Origin of the sequence: Streptomyces sp. NPDC057616, assembly GCF_042800575.1 — a bacterium.
GTDB lineage: Bacteria > Actinomycetota > Actinomycetes > Streptomycetales > Streptomycetaceae > Streptomyces.
This window is the reverse complement of record NZ_JBHVGU010000002.1, coordinates 17496-39043: the sequence shown is the minus strand read 5'-3', so window position 1 is coordinate 39043 and position 21548 is coordinate 17496. Positions and strand designations below refer to the sequence as shown.

Genomic DNA, 21548 nt, shown 5'->3' with positions numbered 1-21548 from the left:
TTACCGATGACTCCGACCACCTCGACGGCGCGGCTGACGGTCGCACAGGCGCTGGTGCGCTTCCTGTCCGTCCAGTACACCGAGCGGGACGGCGTACGGCAGCGGCTGATCGACGCGACCTGGGGCATCTTCGGGCACGGCAACGTGGCGGGGATCGGCCAGGCGCTGCTCGAGTACGCGGACCACATGCCCTACCACCAGGGCCGCAACGAACAGGCCATGGTGCACGCGGCGGTCGGCTACGCCCGCCAGTCGGGCCGCCTGTCCACGCACGCCGTGACGACCTCGATCGGACCGGGTGCGACCAACCTCGTGACCGGCGCCGCCCTCGCCACCGTCAACCACCTGCCGGTCCTGCTCCTGCCGGGCGACGTCTTCGCCGCCCGCCCCGCCGACCCGGTCCTGCAGCAGCTCGAAGTCCCGTACGCGGGCGACGTGTCGGTCAACGACAGCCTGCGCCCGGTCTCCCGGTACTTCGACCGCATCACCCGCCCCGAGCAGCTCGTCCCGGCGGCCCTGCAGGCCATGCGGGTGCTCACCGACCCCGTCGAGACCGGCGCCGTGACGCTCGCCCTGCCGCAGGACGTGCAGGCGGAGGCGTACGACTGGCCCGAGGAGTTCTTCGCCGAGCGCACCTGGGTGGTCCGCCGCCCGGGCGCCGACCCGACCGAACTCGCCGAGGCGGTACGCGTGGTCAGGGCCGCGCGCCGGCCGCTGGTCGTCGCGGGCGGCGGCGTCCACCACAGCCAGGCCGAGGAGGCCCTCGCCGAGTTCGCGGCGGCCACCGGCATACCGGTCGCCTCCACCCAGGCCGGCAAGGGCTCCCTGCGCTGGGACCACCCGCAGGACGTCGGCGGCATCGGCCACACCGGCACGGCGACGGCCGACGAACTCGCCCGCACCGCCGACCTGGTGATCGGCGTCGGCACCCGCTGGACCGACTTCACCACCGCCTCCGGCACCCTGTTCGCCGGCGAGGGCGTCCGCTTCCTCAACCTCAACATCGCGCCCTACGACGGCCACAAGCTCGCCGGCCTGCCCCTGGTCGCGGACGCCCGCAGCGGCCTCCAGGAGCTGACCGCGGGCCTGGACACGCACGCGTACCGGGTCGCGTCGTCCTACGTCACCGAGTACACCGAGGACAAGGAGCGCTGGGAGCAGCGCGTCGACGCCTGCTACGAGGCCGACGAGCCGGACGTACGGCCGACGCAGCCGCAGGTCCTGGGCGCGCTCGACGCGCTGGTCGACGAGACGGACGTGATCGTCAACGCGGCCGGCTCCCTCCCGGGCGACCTGCACAAGCTGTGGCGGGCGCGCTCACGGGACCAGTACCACCTGGAGTACGGATACTCCTGCATGGGCTACGAGATCCCCGCAGCGATCGGCGTGAAGCTGGCGGCGCCGGACCGGCCGGTGTGGGCGCTGGTCGGCGACGGCACGTACCTGATGATGCCGACGGAGATCGTGACCGCCGTGCAGGAGGGCGTCGCGATCAAGGTGCTGCTGGTCCAGAACCACGGGTACGCGTCCATCGGTGGCCTGTCGGAGTCGGTGGGCGGCGAGCGGTTCGGCACCGCGTACCGCTACCCGTCGGGCGACGGCACGTACACGGGAACGCCGCTGCCCGTGGACCTCGCCGCCAACGCGGCCAGCCTGGGCATGCGCGTCCTGCGCGCCAAGACCGTCGGCGATCTGCGCGAGGCGCTCGCCGAGGCCCGCGCCGCCGACACTCCCACATGTGTCTACGTCGAGACCGAAACGGCCGACACTGTGTCGGGCCCGCCGCCCGCCCAGGCCTGGTGGGATGTACCCGTGGCCGAGACCGCGACCCGACCGTCGGCGGTCAAGGCACGAGAGCTGTACGAACGGCACGTCTCCACCCGACGCCGCCATCTGTGAAGGAGAAACCGGTCATGACGAAGATCGTCAACCACTGGATCGGCGGCAAGACCGTCGACGGCGCGTCGGGTACGTACGGGCCGGTCACCGACCCGGCGACCGGCGCGGTCACCACGAAGGTCGCGTTCGCGACGGTCGACGAGGTGGACGCCGCGGTCGCCGCCGCGAAGGACGCCTTCGCCACCTGGGGCCAGTCCTCGCTGGCCCGCCGCACGGAGATCCTCTTCCGCTTCCGCGCGCTGCTGGACGCCCACCGCGACGAGATCGCCGAGCTGATCACCGCCGAGCACGGCAAGGTGCACTCCGACGCGCTCGGCGAGGTGGCCCGCGGCCTGGAGATCGTGGACCTCGCCTGCGGCATCAACGTCCAGCTCAAGGGCGAGCTGTCCACCCAGGTCGCCAGCCGCGTCGACGTGGCCTCGATCCGCCAGCCGCTCGGTGTGGTCGCGGGCATCACGCCGTTCAACTTCCCGGCCATGGTGCCGATGTGGATGTTCCCGATCGCCATCGCGACCGGCAACACCTTCGTCCTCAAGCCGTCCGAGAAGGACCCCTCCGCCTCCCTCAAGATCGCGGAGCTGCTGGCCGAGGCCGGCCTGCCCGACGGCGTCTTCAACGTCGTGCACGGCGACAAGGTGGCCGTCGACCGTCTCCTGGAGCACCCGGACGTCAAGGCCGTCTCCTTCGTCGGCTCCACCCCCATCGCCCGCTACATCCACACCACCGCCGCCGCGAACGGCAAGCGGGTGCAGGCGCTGGGCGGCGCCAAGAACCACATGCTGGTGCTGCCGGACGCCGACCTGGACGCGGCCGCCGACGCCGCGGTGTCCGCCGCCTACGGCTCCGCGGGCGAGCGCTGCATGGCCATCTCCGCCGTCGTCGCCGTCGGCGCGGTGGGCGACACGCTGGTGGAGAAGATCCGCGAGCGCGCCGAGAAGATCAAGATCGGTCCGGGCGACGACCCGGCCTCCGAGATGGGTCCGCTGATCACCAAGGTGCACCGCGACAAGGTCGCCTCCTACGTCACCGGGGCCGCGGCCGAGGGCTGCGAGGTCGTCCTGGACGGCACCGGCTACACGGTGGAGGGCTACGAGGACGGCCACTGGATCGGCCTGTCCCTGCTCGACAAGGTGCCGACGTCGGCGAAGGCGTACCAGGACGAGATCTTCGGCCCGGTGCTGTGCGTGCTGCGCGTGGACACCTACGAGGAGGGTGTCGCGCTGATCAACAACTCGCCCTTCGGCAACGGCACCGCGATCTTCACCCGGGACGGCGGCGCCGCCCGCCGCTTCCAGCTGGAGATCGAGGCGGGCATGGTCGGCGTGAACGTCCCGATCCCGGTCCCGGTCGGCTACCACAGCTTCGGTGGCTGGAAGGACTCCCTCTTCGGCGACCACCACATCTACGGCAACGACGGCACGCACTTCTACACCCGCGGCAAGGTCGTCACCACGCGCTGGCCGGACCCGGCCGACGCCCCCGCGGGCGTCGACCTCGGCTTCCCGCGCAACCACTGAGGCCCCAGGCGCACAAACCGTACGGTGCCCCGCTCCTCCCGCTCGGCGGCGAGGGGCGGGGTACCGCCGTGTCCGGCCTCAGCCCTGCTGCTCCTGGGCCTTCTTGATCTGCTCGGTGAGGTCACCGGTCTGCGCGGCCGGCGGCGCCTTCACCGGGGCCGTGGCACCGAACTTCTGGAAGTCCATGGTGACCTCGACCGCGCCGATCGCCTGCTTCAGGCGGACCGGGAGGTCCTTGGAGCCGACCCAGATGTCCATGGTCATCGAGTCGGTGCCGCCGGTGACCGAGCCCATCAGGTTGTCACCGCCGTAGGCGTCCTTGAACTTGCCCATGTGCGCCTTGTCGACGACGGCGCGGTAGTGGGTCGTGCCCTGCCCGTCGACGGTCTCGCGGCCCAGCTCCTTGACGTTGCTCGCGTACTTCAGGCCGCGCATCGCGGCCGCCGGGTTGCCGCCCCCGCTGCTGCCGCTGAAGGCCTGCGAGCCCTTGTCGCCGAAGATGGCCGAGGAGTCGATCTTCATCCACTCCTTGCCCGCGAGCGGGCCGGAGGGCTGCGGGTCGATGTCGTAGTAGTACGCGCCGTCCACGAACAGCACCCGGGTCTTCGGGCTGTCCTGCAGCCGCTGCATCTGCGCGGCCGCGGTGTCCATCTCCGCGTCGAAGGCCAGCCCGTCGCCCCAGGAGTACGTCCCGTCCATGGCGATCGGGGTGCCCGTGCCCAGGTCGGTGGAGACCTTGACCTGGGCGGAGCCGAGCTGCTCGGTGCGGTCGGTCGCCCGGGACAGGACGGCCATGATCTTGTCCGCGTTGTCCACGGCCTTGGCCGCCGTCTTCGCGCCGTCCGCGCCGCACGCGGACACCGTGAGTGTCGCCGCCACCGTGATCCCCACCCAGGCAGCGGTGTGCTTCAGCTTCATGAGTCCCCACCCATTGCTGTGATTCGGTTGTGAGTTTCTGTGCTCGCTGACTCTAGCGGGACGTACCGACAGGTCCGGATACCGGACGTCCCCACCTTTTTTCGGCGCCCGCCCTGCGGTTCCCGTACGGCTCAAGGACCCGGAACGGTCTGCGCGGAACTGCTGTTTACGTGCCCTTGATGGCCGTCTTCCTACTGATTCCGTAGCCAGACACCTATTGACGCCTCGGTTTTCGTCGGGGTTCTATGCATCCCACCCCAGCCGCCGGAGGCATCCGCACCAGTCGATCGGAACCGCTGCATGACCGACACGCTCCGCCCTGTCGACACCGCCGCCCCCGAGGCGGCGGCCGGCGCCAGTCCCGCCACGCTCAAACGCTCCATCGGAGTCGTCGGCGGCACCCTGCTCACGCTCTCCTGCGTGACCCCCGCCTCCACGCTGTTCGTGGTCGTGCCGGACCTGTTCGGCTCCCTCGGCACCGCCACCGCCCTGACGATCGGCATCGGCTCCCTGCTCTGTATCGCCGTCGCGTTCTGCTACTCGGAGCTGGGCACCCTCATCCCCAGCGCCGGCGGCGAGTACGCGATGGTCTCGACGATGGCCGGACGGCTCGCGGGCTGGCTGGTGTTCGTCCTCTCCCTGCTGGTCGTCATGATCGTGCCGCCGGTGATCGCGATGGGCACGGCGGACTACCTGACGCCGATCGTGCACCTCGACCCGGCCGTCGCCGGGGCCGGCGTGATGCTGCTCGCCACCCTGGCCGGCCTGCTCGACCTGCGCGCCAACGCCTGGATCACCGGCGTCTTCCTGGTCCTCGAGGTCATCGCGGCGGCCGTGGTCGCCCTCCTCGGCTTCGCGCACAGCGAGCGGGGCGTGAGCAGCCTGGTGTCGATGAAGGTGGCCGGCACCCACGGCCACACGGACACGGTGACGGCGATGCTGGTGGTCTCCGGCCTCGCGATCGCCCTCTTCGTCACCCAGGGCTTCTCGACCGCGGTCTACCTCTCCGAGGAGCTGGAGCACCCGCGCCGCAACGTCGCCCGTACGGTCCTGGCCACCCTCGCCATCTCGACGGTGATCATCCTGGTGCCGGTCGCGGCGATCACCATGGGCGCCTCCGACATCTCCCAGCTGACCGGCGGCGACATCAGCGGCATGGTCACCGCCTGGTCCAACTCCGCGGTCGGCACCTTCGTCAGCCTCTGCGTGGCCCTCGCGATCATCAACGCGGGCATCGTCATGGTCATCCAGAACTCCCGCGTCCTGTTCGCCTCGGCCCGCGACAAGGCCTGGCCCGGCCCGGTCAACACCGTCTTCGCCAAGCTCGGCCGCTTCGGCTCCCCGTGGGTCGCCACCCTCGCCGTCGGCGTCCCCGGCGCCCTCCTGTGCTTCGTGAACCTGGACACCCTCTACGGCGTCACGGGCGTCTCGGTGACCGGCATGTACCTCCTCGTCGCCGTCGCCGCCCTCCTCGCCCGCCGCGGCTCCCACCGGCACACGCCCGCCTGGCGCATGCCCCTGTGGCCCGCGATGCCGGTCCTCCTGATCGCGGTCCTGGCCTACATCCTCAGCCGGCAGGAGGCGAGTTACCTCCTGTGGACCGGCGGCATCACGGCCGTGGCCACCCTCTACTGGGCGCTGTACCTCCGCCCCCGCAAGGAGACCCGCTGGCTGGTCTCCATCCCGGAGGACGCCCAGGCCTGAGAGGCCGCAGGCCGTTCACGGGCGCAGGGAACTGCGCGACCGGCCACGACGAACCAGCAGCCGTCCGACGGCACGAGCGCCCGAGCTCGTGGACGTACCACAACGGCGGTACGTCGAAACAGCTCCGTACGCCCGGAGGAGGTGCCCATGCTCACCCTCCGGGCTGCTCCAACTGTCGGAGACGCCCCGTACCGTTGAAACATGGATCTTCGACCGTCCCGCCTGCGAGGGCTGCTGCGCACACCCCGGAGGGCACTCGCCGCCGGTGCCGCCGTCGTGGTGCTCGCGGGCGCGGGCACCTGGACGGCCGTCGCCTCGGACGGGAAGGCACCCGTGCACCGGAGCGACCGCGTCATGTCGATGGACGGGGTGCGGATCGACACCTCGTACTTCACACCCGGCGACACCGGAAGCACCGGCGGACGCCACCCCGCCGTGCTGCTCGCCCACGGCTTCGGAGGCAGCAAGCAGGACGTGCGCGGGCAGGCCGAGGACCTCGCCCGGGACGGCTACGCGGTCCTGACCTGGTCCGCGCGCGGCTTCGGCAGGTCGACCGGCAGGATCGGGCTGAACGACCCGAAGGGCGAGGTCGCCGACGTCTCCAAGCTCATCGACTGGCTCGCCCGGCAGCCCCAGGTCCAGCTCGACAAACCCGGCGACCCGCGCGTGGGCGTCGCCGGCGCCTCGTACGGCGGCGCGATCTCGCTGCTGGCCGCCGGGTACGACCACCGGGTGGACGCCATCGCCCCGGCGATCACGTACTGGAACCTCGCGGACGCCCTGTTCCCCGACGGCGTGTTCAAGAAGCTGTGGGCCGGGATCTTCGTCAACTCCGGGGGCGGATGCGCGAAGTTCGAGCCCCAGCTGTGCCGGATGTACGAGCGGGTCGCGGAGTCGGGCCGCCCCGACGCGCAGGCGCGCGAGCTGCTGGAGGCCCGCTCCCCGTCCGCCGTCGCGGGCCGCATCAAGGTGCCGACGCTCCTGGTGCAGGGCCAGACGGACTCCCTCTTCCCGCTCGGCCAGGCCGACGCGGCCGCGAAGGCCATCCGCGCGGCCGGCGCCCCGGTCGACGTCGACTGGATCGCCGGCGGGCACGACGGCGGCGACATGGAGGCGAGCCGCGTCCAGGCCCGCGTGCGGAGCTGGTTCGACCGCTACCTCAAGAACGACAAGGGCACGGACACCGGCCCGGCCTTCCGCGTCAGCCGCGGCGGCGGCGTCGACTCCACGAGCGGCGCGGCGGTGCTGCGGGGCGCGAGCGCCGACGCGTACCCCGGCCTGGAGAGCGGGCGGCACCCGCTGCGGCTGCGGGGCACGGAGCAGAGCTTCGCCAACCCGGCCGGTGCCTCCCCGCCCGCCGTCTCCGCCCTGCCCGGTCTCGGCGGTTCCGGCGGACTGGCCCAGCTGTCCTCGCTCGGCGTGGGGGTGTCGCTGGACTTCCCCGGCCAGTACGCCCAGTTCGAGTCGGCGCCGCTCACAAGCGGCCTGCGGATCACCGGTTCGCCCACGGTCACCGTCCATGTGAGAGCGACGAGCGACGACGCCGTGCTCTTCGCGAAGGTGTACGACGTCCCGGCCGGCGGCGGCACACCCCAGCTGCCCGCGCAGCTGGTGACGCCCGTCCGCGTCGAGGGCGCCAAGGCGGGCAAGGACGTCACGATCACGCTCCCGGCCGTCGACCACCAGGTCGAGCAGGGCCACCGGCTGCGCCTGGTCCTCGCCTCCACCGACCTGGGCTACGCCTCGCCGGTGAACCCGGCGACGTACACCGTCTCCCTGCAGAGTGACCTCAAGGTGCCGACGGCACCCGGCGTGAGCACCGCCGCCGCCCCGCTGCCGTCCTGGGTGTGGTGGCTCCCGGTCGCCGGAGCGGTGATCGCCCTGGCCCTGCTGGTCACGGGCCGTCGCCGTACGACCGCGGTGGCCCCGGACCCGGCGCTGGCCGAAGTGCCGCTCCAGATCACGGACTTGAGCAAGCGCTACGCCCGGTCGGCGGACCGTTACGCGGTGCAGGAGCTGTCCTTCCGCGTGGAGAAGGGCCAGGTCCTCGGCCTCCTCGGGCCGAACGGCGCGGGCAAGACCACCACCCTGCGCATGCTGATGGGCCTGATCACGCCGGACGCCGGTGAGATCCGCGTCTTCGGCCACGCGATCCGTCCCGGCGCCCCGGTCCTGTCCCGGGTCGGCGCGTTCGTGGAGGGCTCGGGCTTCCTGCCGCATCTGTCCGGCCGCGAGAACCTGGAGCTGTACTGGCGGGCGACGGGCCGCCCGCCCGAGGACGCCCATCCGGAGGAGGCCCTGGAGATCGCCGGCCTCGGCGACGCGCTCGCCCGCGCGGTGCGCACGTACTCCCAGGGCATGCGCCAGCGCCTGGCCATCGCCCAGGCCATGCTCGGCCTTCCGGACCTGCTCATCCTCGACGAGCCGACCAACGGCCTCGACCCGCCGCAGATCCGCGAGATGCGCGAGGTGCTGATCCGGTACGCGGCGGCCGGCCGCACGGTGATCGTCTCCAGCCACCTCCTGGCGGAGGTCGAGCAGTCCTGCACCCATCTGGTCGTCATGGACCGCGGCCGTCTCGTCCAGGCGGGCCCGGTCGCCGAGATCGTCGGCTCCGGCGACACCCTCCTCGTGGGCCTGGCGGCCGGCATCGCGGACCCCCTGGTCGAGAAGGTGGCCGCGCTGCCGGGCGTCGAGTCGGCGGTGCGCACGGACGGCGGCCTGCTGGTCCGCCTCTCGGGCACCGGTTCCGCCCAGCTCCTCGTCGACCTCGTACGCCTGGAGGTGCCCGTGTCCTCCCTCGGCCCGCACCGCCGGCTCGAGGACGCCTTCCTCACCCTGATCGGAGGCTCCGCATGAGCACGCTCGCCGAGCGCACCGAGACCGCCTCCGGGTACCGGGCGGGCCGCACGCTGCCCCTGCGCGTCGAGCTGGTCCGCCAGCTCAAGCGGCGCCGGACGCTGATCATGGGCGCCATCCTCGCGCTGCTGCCGTTCGTGCTGCTGATCGCGTTCGCGATCGGCGGCGACCCGGGCGGCCGCAACGACACGGTGACGCTGATGGACACGGCGACCGCGTCGGGCGCCAACTTCGCCGCCGTCAACCTCTTCGTCTCCGCGGGCTTCCTGCTCGTCATCCCCGTCGCCCTGTTCTGCGGGGACACGGTCGCCTCGGAGGCCGGCTGGTCCTCGCTGCGCTATCTGCTGGCCGCACCCGTGCCGCGGGCCCGCCTGCTGTGGTCCAAGCTCCTCGTCGCCCTGGGCCTCAGCCTGGCCGCGATGATCCTGCTGCCCGTGGTGGCGCTCGCCGTCGGCACGGCCGCGTACGGCTGGGGGCCGCTGCAGATCCCCACGGGCGGCGCGCTGGACGCGGGCACGGCGACGCAGCGCCTGCTGGTGGTCGTGGCGTACATCTTCGTGTCCCAACTGGTCACCGCGGGCCTCGCGTTCTGGCTCTCGACGAAGACCGACGCGCCGCTCGGCGCGGTCGGCGGCGCGGTCGGCCTGACGATCGTGGGCAACGTCCTGGACGCCGTCACCGCCCTCGGCCACTGGCGCGACTTCCTGCCCGCGCACTGGCAGTTCGCCTGGGCGGACGCCGTCCAGCCGCATCCCGAGTGGTCCGGCATGATCCAGGGCACGGCGATTTCGGTAACGTACGCGCTCGTCCTGTTCGCCCTGGCCTTCCGGGGTTTCGCCCGCAAGGACATCGTGTCCTAGGTCAACGGAGGATCACCCACCGGTCTCGGCGGGCCATGATCGTGGCCGTCTTGAGATCCTTCCGCAACGCCCCGTGCCGCACGTTCCGCGCCCCCGCGCCGTCACAGTCACAGACATCGGCGTCAACTCACCAAGGGGGCACGGAAGATGGAGCGGTACCGAACACCCCGCCCGGACGGGCCACACCGCCGTACCCGGCGGCTGCGCACCGCCGTCCTCGCGGTCACGGCGGCGGGCGGTCTGCTGCTGACGGCCTGCTCCGCGGGCGGCGGCTCCGACAGCGGCAGCAAGGCCTCGGACGGCTCGTACCACAACGGCTTCCCCGCGCCGGCGCCCGCCGCCCCGACCGCCGGCGACCAGAGCGGCCAGGACAGATTCGCGAGCCCCTCCGCGTCCCCCGACCAGCTCTCCACCTTCGCCCTCGACGTCGACACCGCCTCCTACGAGTACGCCCGCCGCACGCTCGCCGAGGGAGGGCGCCCGGACCCCGCCACCATCCGCCCCGAGGAGTTCGTCAACAGCTTCCGCCAGGACTACGAACGCCCCGACGGCAACGGCTTCACGGTCACCGTCGACGGCGCCCGCACCGACCGCAAGGACTGGTCCCTGGTCCGCGTCGGCCTCGCCACCCGCCCCGCCGCCGCGTCCGGCGAACGCCCGCCCGCCGCCCTCACCTTCGTCATCGACATATCCGGCTCCATGGCCGAGCCCGGCCGCCTCGACCTCGCCCAGAAGTCCCTCGACACGATGACGGACCGGCTGCGCGACGACGACTCGGTCGCCCTCGTGACCTTCAGCGAGCAGGCCGAGACCGTCCTGCCGATGACCCGCCTCGGCGGCCACCGCGGCGAGATCCACGACGCGATCGACAGCCTGGAGCCGACGTACTCCACCAACCTCGGCGCCGGCGTCGAGACCGGCTACGCCACGGCCGTCGAGGGCCGCCGCGCGCACGCCACCAACCGCGTCGTGCTGATCTCCGACGCCCTCGCCAACGACGGCGACACCGACCCGGAGTCCATCCTCGACCGCATCTCCACGGCCCGCCGCGAGTACGGCATCACCCTCTTCGGCGTGGGCGTCGGCAGCGACTACGGCGACGCCCTCATGGAGCGCCTCGCCGACAAGGGCGACGGCCACACCGTGTACGTGTCGCGGGAGGCCGACGCCCGCAAGGTCTTCTGCGACCAGCTCCCGCAGAACATCGACCTGACCGCCCGCGACGCCAAGGCCCAGGTCGCCTTCGACCCCGCCACGGTCGCCGACTTCCGCCTGGTCGGCTACGACGACCGCCAGGTCGCCGACGACGACTTCCGCGACGACCGCGTCGACGGCGGCGAGGTCGGCCCCGGCCACACGGTCACCGCGCTGTACGCCGTCCGCACCCGGCCCGGCGCCGAGGGCCACCTCGCCACAGCGACCGTCCGCTGGCTCGACCCCGGCACACGCGCGCCGCACGAGCGGTCCGGGGAGGTGGAGACCGGCGGGCTGCGCGGCTCCGTCTGGGAGGCGAGCCCCCGCTTCCAGGTGACCGCCGTGGCCGCCTACTTCGCCGACGCCCTGCGCCTGGGCGACGACCGCTGGTCCACCCTCCCCGGCGACCCGGGACTGGGCGAACTGAAGGAGCGCGCGGACGAGTTGGCGAAGCGGACCGAGGACGGCGACGTACGCCGCCTCGCGGACGCGATCGGGGAGGCCGGCCGAGGTCAGGACTAGGACACCAGTTCAGTCGCGAGGTCCCATTGACCTTTTCTTACTTGCGAGTAAGTTGACCCCCCAGTCAGAGCCGACCGGGAGCCGTCATGGGTGTACGCAGGGATCTGAAAAGAGCACGGCAGCGCACCGACCTCGCGGCCCGCACCAGGGTCGAGGTCACCAAGGACGAGGACGGCGTCGTACGCGAGGCCCGCACAGCGGCCCTCGCCGCGCGCATCACTTCCGGCAGCACCGCCGACCTCCCCTACACCAACGCGGCCGAGGCCCCCGAGGCCGTGGTCCTGCGCCGCCGCCAGGGCGACGGCTGGCGGCCGGTGACCGCGGCGGCCTTCGCCCGCGAAGTCACCGCCGTGGCCAAGGGGTTGATCGCGGCGGGCCTCGAACCGGGCGGCCGGGTCGCGGTGATGTCGCGCACCCGCTACGAGTGGACGGTCCTGGACTTCGCGATCTGGGCGGCGGGCGGCCAGACCGTCCCGGTCTACGCCACGTCCTCGGCCGAGCAGGTGGAGTGGATCGTCCGCGACTCCGAGGCCCGCCTCGTCGTCACCGAGACCGCCGAGAACGCGGCCACGGTGGCGACGGGCACGGCCCGCCACGAACACCCGCCCCGCGTCTGGCGGTTGGACGAGAACGCCCTCGCCGACCTCGAGGCGCTCGGCCGCGACCTGCCCGACGAGGAGGTCACCAAGCGCCGCACCGCCCTCACCCCCGGCACGACCGCGACGATCTGCTACACCTCCGGCACCACCGGAAAACCCAAGGGCTGCGTCCTCACCCACGCCAACCTGCACGCGGAGGCCGCCAACACGGTCGAGCTGCTGCACCCGATCTTCAAGGAGGTCACGGGCCAGGTCGCCTCCACCCTGCTCTTCCTCCCGCTCGCCCACATCCTCGGCCGCACCCTCCAGATCGCCTGCCTGATGGCCCGGATCGAGATCGGCCACTGCCCGAGCATCAAGCCCGACGAACTCAGGCCCGCGCTCAAGGAGTTCCGCCCGACGTTCCTCGTGGGCGTCCCGTACCTCTTCGAAAAGATCCACGACACCGGCCGCGCGACCGCCGAGAAGATCGGCCGCGGCGCCTCCTTCGACCGCGCGGACCGCGTCGGCGTCCGCTTCGGGGAGGCGTATCTGAACAAGTTCCTCGGGACGGGCAAGGGCCCCGGCCCCGGCCTCTACGCCGCCTGGGCCCTGTACGACCTGCTGGTCTACCGCCGCGTCCGCAAGGAGCTGGGCGGCCGCATGCGCTACGCCATCAGCGGCGGCTCCCCCCTCGACCGCAACCTCAACCTGTTCTTCTACGCCGCCGGAATCATCGTCTACGAGGGCTACGGCCTGACCGAGACCAGCGCCGCCGCCACCATCGTGCCGCCCCTGAAGCCCCGCCCCGGCACCGTCGGCGTCCCGGTCCCCGGCACGTCGGTGCGGATCGCCGAGGACGGGGAGGTGCTCATCAAGGGCGGTGTCGTCTTCGGCGCGTACTGGAACAACCCGGCCGCCACCGACGCCGTGCTCCAGGACGAGTGGTTCGCCACCGGCGACCTGGGCGCCCTCGACGAGGACGGCTATCTCACCATCACCGGCCGCAAGAAGGACATCATCGTCACCTCCGGCGGCAAGAACGTCTCCCCGGCCGTCCTGGAGGACCGGCTGCGCAGCCGCCCGCCGATCGGCCAGTGCATCGTCGTGGGCGACAACCGCCCCTTCGTCGCCGCCGTCATCACCCTCGAACCGGAAGCGGTGGAGCACTGGTTGACGGTCCGTAAGCTGCCGGCGAGCACCCCGATGTCCGAGGTGGTGCGCGATCCGCGGATGCGCGCCGACGTCCAGAAGGCCGTCGACTACGCCAACGAGGCCGTCTCCCGGGCCGAGTCGATCCGCGCGTTCACCCTGGTGGAGGGTGAATTCACGGAGGACAACGGTCTGCTCACGCCGTCGCTGAAGATCAAGCGTCACGCGGTCACGACGGCATACGCCGAGGACATAGCGGCCCTGTACATCGCATGACGTCCTGCGCGGATCACTCGGGCGGGTGATCCATGCCGAGCCGCCCCCCTCAACTGGGGCAATTAAGTGATATATGACTAAGTGTCACTGAACGTAGGATCTGCGGCGAAGGAGGATGAATGATCCCTCGCCGCCGGTCCGCCCTCGTACGGCTGGCACTCGGCACCGCCGCAGTGCTCACGCTGGCCTCGCTCCTCTGGGGCCGGGTGTCCTCGCCCGACGACGGCAGCAACCCCGATCCGCCCCCGGTGGTGCCCACCGCGCCGGGCCCCACCCCCGCGGCGCCCGAGGCGCCCTTCCCCGCGGGCGCGGACAGCGAGCGGCCCGCGTTCGGCGCCTTCCTCGACTCCGAGGCCGTGGGGCTGACGCGGATGCAGAGGTTCAGCGGCTGGCTGGGCGGCACCGAACTGCGCGTCGGGCACACGTATCTGCCGGGCGACGTCTGGGAGAACATCGAGGGCGGCAACGACTTCCTCGACAGCTGGGCCCGGTGGCGGCGGGCCAAGGCCGACCGGATGCTCGTGCTCAACGTCCCGCTGATGGAGCACAACGAGGCGGAGGTCTCCGACACGGCCGTCCGGCGGCTGCTGCGGCGTGCCGCGGCCGGCGCCTACGACGACCACTTCCGGGTCCTGGCGCAGCGGCTGGTCGACCTGGGCGCCACGGACACCATCCTGGTCCTCGGCTGGGAGATGAACGGCACGACGTACACGCACCGTTGCGGCCCCGACCCCGAGCGCTGGAAGGAGTACTGGCGGCGCATCGTCACCGTCATGCGCTCGGTGCCGGGCCAGAAGTTCAGGTTCGACTTCGCCCCCAGCCGCGGCAGGGACGCGATCCCCTGGCCGGAGTGCTACCCCGGCGACGACGTCGTCGACATCGTCGGCATGGACTCCTACGACCAGCCCCACGGGATGTCCTTCGACGAGCAGGTGTCGGAGCCCTACGGCCTCCAGTTCCACGTGGACTTCGCGAAGGAGCACCACAAGCCGCTGTCGTACCCGGAGTGGGGCCTGTTCCGTAACGGCGACGACCGCATGTACATGCTGCGGATGCTGGCCTGGATGGAGGAGCACAGGCCGCTCTACAACACGCTCACCGACTACTGCCCGCACGGCGTGTGGGAGTGCGGCGGCAACCCCAAGGCCTCGGCCCTGTACCGCACGGTGATGTCCAGCGCCCCCGTGCCGCGCCCGGCGCCCGGACCGGCGGTCGCCGCCCCGCCCGCGCTGCCCGCCGTGACGACGCCGACGCCGGCACCGGTGCCGAGACCGACACCCGTGCCGACGCCACCTCCGACTCCGACTCCTGCGCCGCCGTCCCCGGCCGCCGGGCAGCCCCCGAAGTGAGCGCTACGCGTGCGCCTGGGGGCCGGGCTTGCGGCGCAGGACCTTCTTCGCCGTACGCCGGGCCGTGGCGTGCGCGACGGAGGCCGCCAACAGCGGCGCGCCGAGCGGACCGGCCATCAGAAGGCGCTCGTTGTGGACCGTCTCGGGACACCAGCGGTACTTGTACGGCTCGTCACCGCGCAGCATGCTCAGCACCCGGCCCTCGCTGCCGCAGGCGAGCTCGCTGGACGCCCGCAGCAGCATCGTCGCCACGTCCAGCTTGCTGTCCCGCAGCCGCGGATGGAAGCCGTACAGGTACTCGCCGGTCAACCCCCCTGACAGCAGATGGAGGTTGACCGCCACGACCGCGCCCTCCAGCAGGAACTCGGTCACCGCGGCCTGCCCGGACCGGGCCATCGGCACCACCGAGCGGGTCAGGTGCTCCAGGAACCGCGGCCGGGTGTGCTCGGGCGTGACCTTCTTGCCCTCCCACTGGAGCCGGTGCAGCTCGATCAGCCGCCGCAGCGCGCTCTCGGTCTCGTCGTGGCCCACCACACGCCACTCGACGCCGAGCCGCCCGAGCCGGTTCACCTTGTTGCGGATCCGCTGGGCGCGCGTGGTCGGCAGCCGCTTGATCAGCTCGCCCATGGGCAGTGCGGGCAGCTCCAGGCACGTCGAGTCGCGCAGCCGGCAGCGCGGACCGCGCCAGTGCCGGTAGACCTGCTCCACCGCGCTGCCCGGCCGGACGTCGCGGAAGTCGACCAGCGCGGTGCGGGCCGCGCCGGCCAGGGCGTGGGCCAGCACCCGGCCGCCCTCCTCGGCGGCCGTCCCGTCGAGCAGCACGTCGCGGAAGTCGGAGATGGCGCCGCCGACCGGCACCAGCCGGGGCACCGGACCCCGCACCCTCATCAGCGGCGCGGCGCCCACGAGGTGCCCGCCCCGCCGGACCAGGAAGAGCCGCAGCCCGCCGGGTGTGCCGTACGACAGCCACCAGGAGTGCAGCCAGGCGTGCGCCTGGAAGGGCGTCGCCGACGGGCAGGAGGCGTGCAGTTCCTCCCACTCCCCGGCCAGTGCGGCGAACGCCGCCTCGTCCGTGCACAGTTCGACCGACAGCGCGCGGCCGGCCGCGGTCACCCGAGCTTCCCGTGGGCGTCCACGGCGTGGGTCGGGGCAGGCACGGTCGCCGCCTGCACCGGCTCCTCCTCCGCCGACCGCCGCGGCCGGACCAGCAGCGCGAGGCCGCCGAGCAGCCCGCCGGCGCTCGCGCCGACCAGCCCGGTCAGCTTCCAGGACGGCGAGGACGGCTCGGTGGGCCTCAGGGCGGGGGAGATCCGCTCGAGGCGGATGCCCGTGGCCTTCTTGGTGCGGCCCGCCTGCGTGACGAGCGCGCCGGAGACCGCGTTGGCCATGCCGGCGGCCTGGGCGGGGCTCGCCCCGGTCGCCGAGACCGAGATCATCGGCACGTCCGGCGAGGTGGCCACCTGCACGCTGTCGCGCAGCGCCGCCGCCGGCACGCCCGCGGCGCGCGGGGCGTCCCCGGCCACCGCGAGCTGCGGTGCCACCCGGCCGTACGCCTGCGCGAAGCCGAGCGCGTCGGCGCAGTCGACGTCCGACCGGCCCGCCGCGACCGCGACGACGGAACTCGTCGCCGTGTACTGCGGCGGCTTCGCCAGCCCGTACGCGCCACCGGCCGCGGCGCCGAGCAGCACGCCGGCCGGCAGCAGCCACCACAGGGGCAGCCGCCTCCCGCGGGCACGCGCACGGCGCGCGGGCCGGGCGGGCTGAACGGGGTTGTCGGTCATGAGGAACTCACTTCCAGGGTCGAGCCGGACAGAGCGGCCGTGTACACATCCATCAACTGCCGGGCGCTGCACGCGATGTCGTAGCGGCGCACGGCGTCCGGCGCGGTGCGCCCGCCGGGGCCCGCCGCGCGCAGCCGGAGCAGTTCCCGCGCGTAGGCGCCGGCGCCGCCGGTGATCCGCCGGGCGCCGGGCGCCGCGTCCGGCGGCAGGTCCTCCACGGCGGGGCAGCTCGCGTACAGCACGGGCAGCCCGGCCGCCAGCGCCTCCACCACGGCGAGCCCGAAGGCCTCCTCGGCCGACGGCGAGACGAGCACGTCCATCGCGGACAGCAGTGCCATGACGCCGGGCACGTCGTCGCCGGGGCCCGGCAGGTAGGGCCGCTCGCCGGCCAGGACCAGCCGGTCCGCGACCCCGAGGCCCCGGGCCAGGCGCCGCAGCGCCTCCTCCTCGGGACCGCCGCCGGCCAGCAGCAGCCGTACGTCCCCGGGCAGCCGGGCCAGCGCGCGCACGAGCAGGTCGAACCGTTTGACCGGGGCGAGCCGCCCCACCCCGCCGACGACGTACGCGTCCTCGGGCAGCGCGTAGTACGCCCGCGCCTCCTTGCGCCGGACCTCGTCGAAGGCGAACCGGGACGCCTCGATGCCGTTCGGGACGACGTGGATACGGGACGCCGGCACGCCCCACTGCCGCAGCCGCCCGGCCACCGCCGGGGAGACGGCGACCGTGGCCACGCCGAGCCGCTCACCGGCCAGGTACAGCGCCCGTACGCCCGCGGTCAGCGGACGGCCCTCCAGCCGGGTGTCGCCGATCGAGTGCTCGGTGGCGACGACGGCCCGGACTCCCGCGAGGCGTGCGGCGATCCGGCCGTAGAGGCAGGCCCGGTACAGGTGGGTGTGGACGACGTCGTAACGCCCGGCGCGGATCAGCCGGGTGAGGCGGGGCAGGGCGCCCAGGTCGCGGTTGCCGCGCATCCCGAGATGGGTGACGCGGACCCCGTCGGCCGCCAGTCCCGTGGCGACCGGGCCGGGGTTGGTCAGGGTCACCACGTCGCACTGCGCGGGCAGATGCCGCAGCAGCAGCCGCAGTTGCTGCTCCGCACCCCCCACCCCGAGACCGGTGATGACGTGCAGCGCCCTCACACGGACCCCACGGCGCGGCCGAAGCGCCGCGCCAGGCGCCGCTTCAGCTCCAGCCGGGGCGCGGTGTCGGCCCGCCCGAGGTGGATGCGGGGCAGGGCGAAGTCGCCGCAGCCCGCGGGGCCGGGGGAGATCGCGCAGGCGTAGCGGTACCCGGCCCGGCGCACGGCGGCGGCGACGCGCTCGTCCATGTAGCCGTAGGGGTAGCAGAAGCCCTCGACGTCCCGGCCGGTGATCTCGGCGAGCAGCCGGCGGCTGTCGGCGACCTCGGAGGTGAGCACCTCGACCGTGGCCTTGGTCAGGTCGAGGTGGGTGAGGCCGTGCGAGGCCACCTCCATCCCCGCCGCCGCGACCCGGCGGATGCCGTCCGTGTCGAGCAGCGGCTTGCGCGGCCCGTGGGGCTCCCAGCCGTTCTCGCCGCCGAGCCGGCCGGGCAGCACGAACACGGTCGCCGTGCAGCCCCAGCGGTGCAGCACGGGCAGCGCGGTGCTCGCGAAGTCGGCGAACCCGTCGTCGAAGGTGAGCCCGACCAGGCCGCGCTCCGCGCCGCGGGCGCGTGCCGCGAGCAGCTCCCGCATGCTCACGCCGCGCACGCCGCGGCGGGTCAGCCAGGCGAGCTGGCGGCCGAGGCGCTCGGGGGTGACGGTGACGTTGTACGGGTCGTCCGGGCAGTCCGAGACGGAGTGGTACATGGCCACCCACGCGGCCGGTCCCCGCCGGGCGGAGGTGCGCGCCGGCGGCAGAGGGTTCGGTCCAGCCGTGGGCGATGCGGTGGCGGCGTCAGCGACCATGGCCCACCTTTCGTGTGACGGAGTGACGGAGGTAGTGCGCGACAGGAAGCAGGAGGGATCGGGCGCAGGCGGCGTCGAGAAGCCAGGCCAGCGCCAGGAAGACGGTGGTCACGCAGATGCCGCCGGCGGCGACGGCGGCCGCGGGAGAGGTGAACAGCCGTGCGCAGAACATGCCCGCCGCGGTGGCCCACAGGGCCGCGTACAGCGGCCGGGCCAGCTCGGCGAGGAACCGGCGCACGCGCACGGGCACGCTGCCCGGGCCCAGGCCGTGCAGCAGGAGCAGCGCGGTGACGGTGATGCCGGCCGCGTTGGCCGCGGCGATGCCGCACGCACCCCACGGCCCGACGGCCCAGGTGCCGATGGCGACGGTGGACAGCGCCCCCACACCCATCGCCCCCAGCGGGAACCAGGTGGTGCGGCCGGCCGCGAAGTACGAGCGTACGAGCGCCCCCACCAGCGTCTGCCCGAGCAGCCCGGTCGCGTAGACCCGCATCACCGAGGCGGTCGCGGCGGTGTCCTGGGCGGTGAACGCGCCCCGCTGGAACAGGAGCTGGACGATCTGCGGCGCGCAGGCCACCACGACCGCGGCGCCGAGCAGGACCAGACAGCCCATCAGCACCAGGTCCCGTTCGACGCGGTCCCGGGCCCGCCGGGTGTCGCCCTCGGCGATCGCCTGCGCCACCACCGGGAAGGTGACGACGCACACCATCGACGCCAGCGACATCGGCAACTGGGCGACCTTCTGGGCGTAGTTGAGGTGCGAGATGGCGCCCGCGGGCAGCCCGGAGGCCAGATAGCGCTCGATCAGCACCTGCGACTGCCGGCACAGCGCGAACAGCAGCACCGCGCAGACCAGGCCGGGCGCGAGCGGCACGCCGCCGTCCCCGTCGTAGGCGAGGGTCCGGCGGCCGGGACGGCCGGCGAGCCGCCGGGCCAGCGACGGCGCCTGTACGGCGACCATGAGGCACCCGCCGAGGGCGACGCCGAGCGCGGCGGCCCGCACGCCCCAGTGCGCGCCGAGGACGAACATCGAGGTGATGATCGTGAGGTTGTAGGCGATGTAGATCGCGCCGGGCGCGAGATACGCGCGATGGGCGCGCAGCGCCGCGCTGCAGTACCCGGCCAGGCCGAAGCTCAGCACACAGGTCGCGGTCAGCCGGGTGCAGGCCACGGCGAGCGAGACGTCGCGCAGGCCGGGCGCGAGCACGGACACCACCAGCGGCGCCCCGGCCACGAGGGCCGCGGCCGTGGCGGCGAAGGCCAGGCACAGCTTCGGCAGCGAGGTCGCCACCAGCGCGCGCACCGGGTCGGGCGTGCCCTTCCCGCGCGCCCGCAGCGCCAGCGCCGCACTGAACGCGGGCACCAGCACGAACGACAGTCCGTCCTCGATCAGCAGGGTCGCCGCGAGTTCGGGCACCGTCCAGGCGACCAGGAACGCGTCGGTCTCCGCGCCGGCGCCGAAGAGATGCGCGAGCGCCTGGTCGCGGCCGAGTCCGAGGACCGCCCCGGCGATGGAGAGCGCCGCGCTGAGCAGGGTCGCCCGGGCGAGGAAGCGGCGCGAGGGCGTGCCGGGCGCCGGACGGGCGGCAGCCGGGCCGGGGCTGCCGCCCGCCGTGAGCGGGCGGCCCGTAACGGTGGTCCGGTCCGGTGCGCCCGCCGTCCTCGCGGCACCGGGCCTCACAGGGCGCCCGATTCCGCGGCCGGATCCGCCGCCGGCGTGCCCGCCAGCGCCCACCAGGCGACGAAGCCGAAGCAGACGGCCGTCATCGTGGTGGAGGGTCCGCCGATGTCGGCGTAGAGGAAGTTGACGAGCTGCCACAGCAGCAGGCCCGTGGCCGCGAGGGCGCAGTCCCGGGCGCGTCCCGCGCGCCGCAGCCGGTACAGCGAGCGGACCAGCAGGGCCAGCCAGCTGCCCGCCACGGTGACCAGGCCCAGCAGGCCCTGCTCGCTCAGCAGCAGCATGTACATGTTGTGCGGGGAGAGCAGGGGCTGGCGCTTGTAGGCCTGGCCCGCGCCCTCGGTGTCGCTGCCCGACGACAGCGCGAGCGAGGCGTGGGCGTCCCGGTAGGCGGGGAAGGCCTTCAGGCCCACGCCGGCCACCGGGTGCTCGCGCCACATGTCGGTGGCCGCCGCCCACATCGTGTACCGGTCGACGACCGACTGGTCCGGTGCGTCGGTGACCTGGGTGATGCTGGTCAGCCGCTCCTGGAGCGCCGCGGCGCCCACCCCGAACCCGCCCACGAGCACCACCGCGGCCGCGGTCGCCGCCGCGAGCAGCACCAGCGCCCGCCGCACCCCGGCCAGCAGCAGCTGGGTCCCGCAGGCGACGGCCGTGGCGATCCAGGCGCCCCGGCTGAAGGACAGCGCGAGCGGTACGAGCAGCGCCAGCGCGCAGCCCACGGCCACGATCCGCTGCCGCCGCGCGGGCGTCCCGAGCGCGAGGGCGGTCAGGGCCACCACTCCGCAGGCGACGACGCTCGCCATGCCCATCACGTCGGAGGGCCCGAAGGTGCCCACCGCCCGGATGTCGGCGCCCTGGTAGGAGGCGCCGGTCCCGGTGAGGTACTGGTGCACCCCGACCGCGCCCTGCCACAGCGCGAGCCCGGCCAGCGACCACAGCACCAGCCGGGCGTCACGCCGGTCGCGCACCAGCAGCACGACCGCGAGCGGGACGAGCACGAACACCTGGAGATAGCGGGCGAGGCCCGTGATCCCGTCGCCGGGCGTCACCGCCCCGGTCGCGGCGACCGCGATGCCCACCACCGGCAGCCCGAGCACCACCGCGGCGGTCCTCGTCAGCGGACGCCGCGCCTCCCGTACGGCGCGTACGGCGGCCCAGAGCACGGCCAGTCCGCAGGCCGCGTCGGCGGGCGAGGCACCGCTGTCCGACGCGGACGGCAGCCCCATCAGGGCGATCACCGCCACGACGGGCAGCACGGGAGCGACCCGGCCGAGCGCCGCGGGCGACGGCACGAACGGCAGGGAGGCCGCCGGGGGAGAACTCACCCGCGC

General features: G+C 73.4%; 15 protein-coding genes. 8 read left to right on the top strand and 7 right to left on the bottom strand.

Features of this window, described 5'->3' with window-relative positions:
- Nucleotides 1–6: 6 nt before the first annotated feature.
- Together iolD and mmsA are read left to right on the top strand one after the other, a co-directional pair.
- The gene (iolD, locus tag ACFU97_RS02005) at nucleotides 7–1899 is read left to right on the top strand and encodes a 3D-(3,5/4)-trihydroxycyclohexane-1,2-dione acylhydrolase (decyclizing) (protein ID WP_384249597.1); all 1893 of its coding nucleotides are present in this window, start codon (nucleotides 7–9) and stop codon (nucleotides 1897–1899) included.
- Between the two features lie 14 nt (nucleotides 1900–1913).
- Nucleotides 1914–3416, top strand: a complete 1503-nt coding sequence (mmsA, locus tag ACFU97_RS02000) for a CoA-acylating methylmalonate-semialdehyde dehydrogenase (protein ID WP_384249594.1) — start codon at nucleotides 1914–1916, stop codon at nucleotides 3414–3416.
- Between the two features lie 78 nt (nucleotides 3417–3494).
- Here the strand turns inward: mmsA and ACFU97_RS01995 are convergent, their stop codons facing one another.
- Nucleotides 3495–4334 carry a hypothetical protein gene (locus tag ACFU97_RS01995; protein ID WP_384249591.1) on the bottom strand — a complete coding sequence of 280 codons (840 nt, stop codon included), beginning with the start codon at nucleotides 4332–4334 and terminating at the stop codon, nucleotides 3495–3497.
- A 300-nt stretch (nucleotides 4335–4634) separates the two neighbouring features.
- Between ACFU97_RS01995 and ACFU97_RS01990 the strand changes: the two genes are divergently transcribed.
- The 6 genes from ACFU97_RS01990 to ACFU97_RS01965 all read left to right on the top strand — a co-directional run bounded on the left by ACFU97_RS01990 (nucleotide 4635) and on the right by ACFU97_RS01965 (nucleotide 14828).
- Complete coding sequence (locus tag ACFU97_RS01990) at nucleotides 4635–6038, top strand: APC family permease (protein WP_384249588.1); 1404 nt, start codon at nucleotides 4635–4637, stop codon at nucleotides 6036–6038.
- Nucleotides 6039–6239: 201 nt separating this feature from the next.
- Nucleotides 6240–8897, top strand: a complete 2658-nt coding sequence (locus ACFU97_RS01985) for an alpha/beta fold hydrolase (RefSeq protein ID WP_384249585.1) — start codon at nucleotides 6240–6242, stop codon at nucleotides 8895–8897.
- A complete protein-coding gene (locus ACFU97_RS01980) occupies nucleotides 8894–9757 on the top strand; it encodes an ABC transporter permease (RefSeq protein ID WP_384249582.1) in 864 nt (287 codons plus the stop codon). Before ACFU97_RS01985 ends, ACFU97_RS01980 begins: the two co-directional genes overlap by 4 nt.
- 147 nt (nucleotides 9758–9904) lie before the next feature.
- On the top strand, nucleotides 9905–11473 hold the full coding sequence (locus tag ACFU97_RS01975) for a von Willebrand factor type A domain-containing protein (protein WP_384249579.1): 1569 nt from the start codon (nucleotides 9905–9907) through the stop codon (nucleotides 11471–11473).
- An 86-nt stretch (nucleotides 11474–11559) separates the two neighbouring features.
- Nucleotides 11560–13479 (top strand): AMP-dependent synthetase/ligase, encoded by a 1920-nt coding sequence (locus ACFU97_RS01970; protein WP_384249576.1) that lies wholly within the window; start codon nucleotides 11560–11562, stop codon nucleotides 13477–13479.
- A 119-nt stretch (nucleotides 13480–13598) separates the two neighbouring features.
- Complete coding sequence (locus tag ACFU97_RS01965) at nucleotides 13599–14828, top strand: glycoside hydrolase family 26 protein (RefSeq protein ID WP_384249573.1); 1230 nt, start codon at nucleotides 13599–13601, stop codon at nucleotides 14826–14828.
- A gap of 3 nt (nucleotides 14829–14831) precedes the next feature.
- Here the strand turns inward: ACFU97_RS01965 and ACFU97_RS01960 are convergent, their stop codons facing one another.
- The 6 genes from ACFU97_RS01960 to ACFU97_RS01935 are packed head-to-tail and all read right to left on the bottom strand — an operon-like array spanning nucleotide 14832 to nucleotide 21542.
- Nucleotides 14832–15941, bottom strand: a complete 1110-nt coding sequence (locus ACFU97_RS01960; protein ID WP_384249570.1) for a GNAT family N-acetyltransferase — start codon at nucleotides 15939–15941, stop codon at nucleotides 14832–14834.
- Nucleotides 15938–16609: a lipopolysaccharide biosynthesis protein gene (locus ACFU97_RS01955; protein ID WP_384249567.1), complete on the bottom strand. Its 672-nt coding sequence runs from the start codon at nucleotides 16607–16609 to the stop codon at nucleotides 15938–15940. The genes ACFU97_RS01960 and ACFU97_RS01955 overlap by 4 nt, the downstream gene beginning before the upstream one ends.
- Nucleotides 16606–17748 carry a glycosyltransferase gene (locus tag ACFU97_RS01950; protein WP_384249564.1) on the bottom strand — a complete coding sequence of 381 codons (1143 nt, stop codon included), beginning with the start codon at nucleotides 17746–17748 and terminating at the stop codon, nucleotides 16606–16608. The genes ACFU97_RS01955 and ACFU97_RS01950 overlap by 4 nt, the downstream gene beginning before the upstream one ends.
- Nucleotides 17745–18536, bottom strand: coding sequence for a polysaccharide deacetylase family protein (locus tag ACFU97_RS01945; protein WP_384249562.1), 792 nt, complete (start codon nucleotides 18534–18536; stop codon nucleotides 17745–17747). Before ACFU97_RS01945 ends, ACFU97_RS01950 begins: the two co-directional genes overlap by 4 nt.
- Nucleotides 18526–20217 carry a murein biosynthesis integral membrane protein MurJ gene (gene murJ, locus ACFU97_RS01940; RefSeq protein ID WP_384249559.1) on the bottom strand — a complete coding sequence of 564 codons (1692 nt, stop codon included), beginning with the start codon at nucleotides 20215–20217 and terminating at the stop codon, nucleotides 18526–18528. The genes ACFU97_RS01945 and murJ overlap by 11 nt, the downstream gene beginning before the upstream one ends.
- Nucleotides 20214–21542, bottom strand: coding sequence for an O-antigen ligase family protein (locus tag ACFU97_RS01935; protein ID WP_384249556.1), 1329 nt, complete (start codon nucleotides 21540–21542; stop codon nucleotides 20214–20216). Before ACFU97_RS01935 ends, murJ begins: the two co-directional genes overlap by 4 nt.
- Nucleotides 21543–21548 lie beyond the last annotated feature (6 nt).

Bases quoted from the DNA above. Each gene is read 5' to 3' on its own strand.
- iolD (WP_384249597.1), top strand. From the start codon at position 7: ATGACTCCGACCACCTCGACGGCGCGGCTGACGGTCGCACAGGCGCTG.
- mmsA (WP_384249594.1), top strand. From the start codon at position 1,914: ATGACGAAGATCGTCAACCACTGGATCGGCGGCAAGACCGTCGACGGC.
- ACFU97_RS01995 (WP_384249591.1), bottom strand. From the start codon at position 4,334: ATGAAGCTGAAGCACACCGCTGCCTGGGTGGGGATCACGGTGGCGGCG.
- ACFU97_RS01990 (WP_384249588.1), top strand. From the start codon at position 4,635: ATGACCGACACGCTCCGCCCTGTCGACACCGCCGCCCCCGAGGCGGCG.
- ACFU97_RS01985 (WP_384249585.1), top strand. From the start codon at position 6,240: ATGGATCTTCGACCGTCCCGCCTGCGAGGGCTGCTGCGCACACCCCGG.
- ACFU97_RS01980 (WP_384249582.1), top strand. From the start codon at position 8,894: ATGAGCACGCTCGCCGAGCGCACCGAGACCGCCTCCGGGTACCGGGCG.
- ACFU97_RS01975 (WP_384249579.1), top strand. From the start codon at position 9,905: ATGGAGCGGTACCGAACACCCCGCCCGGACGGGCCACACCGCCGTACC.
- ACFU97_RS01970 (WP_384249576.1), top strand. From the start codon at position 11,560: ATGGGTGTACGCAGGGATCTGAAAAGAGCACGGCAGCGCACCGACCTC.
- ACFU97_RS01965 (WP_384249573.1), top strand. From the start codon at position 13,599: ATGATCCCTCGCCGCCGGTCCGCCCTCGTACGGCTGGCACTCGGCACC.
- ACFU97_RS01955 (WP_384249567.1), bottom strand. From the start codon at position 16,609: ATGACCGACAACCCCGTTCAGCCCGCCCGGCCCGCGCGCCGTGCGCGT.
- ACFU97_RS01945 (WP_384249562.1), bottom strand. From the start codon at position 18,536: ATGGTCGCTGACGCCGCCACCGCATCGCCCACGGCTGGACCGAACCCT.